Source organism: Mesorhizobium sp. M7A.F.Ca.CA.002.05.1.1 (assembly GCF_003998335.1).
In the GTDB taxonomy this organism is placed as follows: domain Bacteria; phylum Pseudomonadota; class Alphaproteobacteria; order Rhizobiales; family Rhizobiaceae; genus Mesorhizobium.
Map to the genome: position 1 here is coordinate 1 of NZ_RZQI01000913.1, position 2,334 is coordinate 2,334.

General features: G+C 63.5%; 2 protein-coding genes and 2 pseudogenes. 2 read left to right on the plus strand and 2 right to left on the minus strand.

The window, feature by feature from the left end; genetic code table 11:
- Nucleotides 1–112, minus strand: a pseudogene (locus EN939_RS39435) (porphobilinogen synthase); the annotation flags it as partial.
- Nucleotides 113–201: 89 nt separating this feature from the next.
- Nucleotides 202–960, minus strand: coding sequence for a DUF2066 domain-containing protein (locus EN939_RS30425; protein WP_245473215.1), 759 nt, complete (start codon nt 958–960; stop codon nt 202–204).
- Between the two features lie 265 nt (nt 961–1,225).
- On the opposite strand from EN939_RS30425, the gene EN939_RS30430 reads away from it, so the two are divergent.
- Nucleotides 1,226–2,269, plus strand: coding sequence for an enoyl-CoA hydratase/isomerase family protein (locus EN939_RS30430; protein WP_127271351.1), 1,044 nt, complete (start codon nt 1,226–1,228; stop codon nt 2,267–2,269).
- A pseudogene (locus EN939_RS40115) lies at nt 2,266–2,334 on the plus strand (DUF6163 family protein); the annotation flags it as partial. The gene EN939_RS30430 and the pseudogene EN939_RS40115, both read left to right, overlap by 4 nt.

A 2,334-nucleotide genomic window follows, 5' to 3' on the forward strand; every position in this document is an offset into this window, starting at 1 on the left:
GCACGAGACGGCGCGACCAGTCGGCCTTGCGCATGCGGCGCAGACGGCGGCTGCCGGTGATCTCGTCGACGCCGCGCGCGCCGGCGGGCTTTGCGGGGGTGAATTTGTTCATCGCTAAATACTCTCGTTCGGGCAGGCTTTTACCACGAGCTCCCGCTGCTGACCAATGCGGCACGATTGTGCCAGCGATCCGGTCGAAGTCTATTCGGGTTGCCCATTGCCTGACAGAATCTGTGCTGCGCCCCTGATGGCGACACGGAAAGCCTCGTCGAAGCCGACACCGCGCACCTGCCAGATGTAGGTCTTGCCGGCCGCGGCCAGCCGCCAGTCGGCGATCCAGCCCAGTTCCTTGTCGCTCCAGACGAGACTGCCGGAAAGCGCCTGGTCGGCGCCGGTCTTCTTCGCCAGTGTGTCGAGCTTCGTCATCTCGGCATTGCGAAGCGCCTGATCGTCCAATCCGGCCCGCGACAGCTGCGCCGCCGTGGGAAAAGCCACCTGCATGGCCAGCGGTACGGCGGCATTGCCGAACGATTCGCGCATCGGCATGCCACGGTCGTCGTCGGCATCGAGCGCATAATGCATTGTTCCGCGCTCGGTCGTCAAAAACACCGCCAGCCGCGGCCGCTCGGCCAGCCACGGCCTGCTGCCGAGCGAAGCCAGCACCGGGTCGATTTCAGCCGGCTTGTACTGGCAGGAAAGGTTGTGGGGCCGATCGTACGTGCCCTGATCGTCATGGTTGGGAATGCCTTCCATGCGGTCGCGGTAGCGAAAGCCTGCGACGAAGCTGCCGGCCTTGTCGCGCAATGCCGTCATTTCAGGTTTCGCCGGCAGGCGCTGATCGCCGGAAACCCGCACCAGAACCGCGTCGAGGCAGCGCTTGAAGCCGGACTGGCGGTTCTTCTCGTATTTGCCGTTGACGATGGTCTGCGAATTGTAGAGGTCTTCCAAAGTCGCCGCCATGACCCGGTGAACAGTCAAGCAGATGCTCAGCCCGATTGCCACCGGCGCAAGGCGCGAAAATCGAGTCATAAACAACCGTCCCGTTCGAAGACCCGCCAGAGCTGCGCTGCAATGAACTCTATCCAGTTTTTCAGTATTGCAGCTCGATTTTTAGCACTCGCTCCTGGTCCGGGCCAGAGCTTGCACCGGTGTGCTCGCCATTGACGCACCCATGCGCCACGCTTTAGCACTTCAATCCCGGCGGCCGGGGGAGGGATTCTTCACGATGGATTTTGGCGGAGGCGACGAGATCCGCTTCGAACATCTGGGCCGGGCCGGCGTCGTCACCTTGACGCGGCCGCAGGCGCTCAATGCCTTGACGCACGGCATGATCAGGGCGCTCGACGCTGCTCTTTCCGCCTGGGAAGCCGACCAGGGCATGGACGTCATCGTCGTCAAGGCAGAGGGCAGGGCCTTTTCGGCCGGCGGCGATATCCTGCATGTCTATGAGACAGGCCGGGCGGGAAAACCGCCGGTCGAGTTCTTCGCCGATGAATATCGCCTCAATGCCCGCATCAACAGTTTTAGGAAACCTTATGTCGCCCTGATCGACGGTATCGTCATGGGTGGCGGCGTCGGTATCTCCTTCCATGGCTCGCACCGGGTGATGACCGAGAATGCCCAATTTGCCATGCCGGAGGTCGGCATCGGCTTTTTTCCGGATGTTGGCGCCAGCCACCTGCTGCCTGATCTCGGCGGCTCCTTCGGCATGTATCTGGCGCTGACCGGCAATCGCATCCGCTATGGCGATGCGCTGTGGTCGGGGCTGGCCACCCACACCATCAAGGCCGAGGACCAGGCTGGCTTTCTCGACCGCCTGGCGCTGACCGGCGATCCGGAATCGGTGCTGCGCGGCTTCTTCGTGCAGGCAAGGCGCGAAACCGACAGGCCGACGCTGGAGGCGATTGTCCGCCATTTTTCGCAACCGTCCCTGAACCGCGTCATCGACAGCCTCGAGCGTGCGGCCGCCGCCGACGAGTTCGCGGCAAAGACACTGGCGACGATCCGCACCCGCTCGCCGACCAGCCTGCGCGTCGCCTGGCGGCAGATCAGCGCCGGACTGACGCTGTCCATGGAAGCCTGCATGAAGATGGAGTTCCGCATCCTCAACCGGATGCTCGCCGGCCATGATTTCTACGAAGGCATCCGCGCCGCCATCATCGACAAGGGCTCGAAGCCGCAATGGCGGCCGGCAAGCCTCGCTGCGGTCAGCGAAGCGGATGTCGATGCCTATTTCGCGCCGCTCGGCGAACGGGAACTCTTGATATGAGCGAGGTGACCTCGAGGCGCGTCGTGCTGCAGCCCTCCGGGGTGGAGGTGATCTTCGCCTGGTTC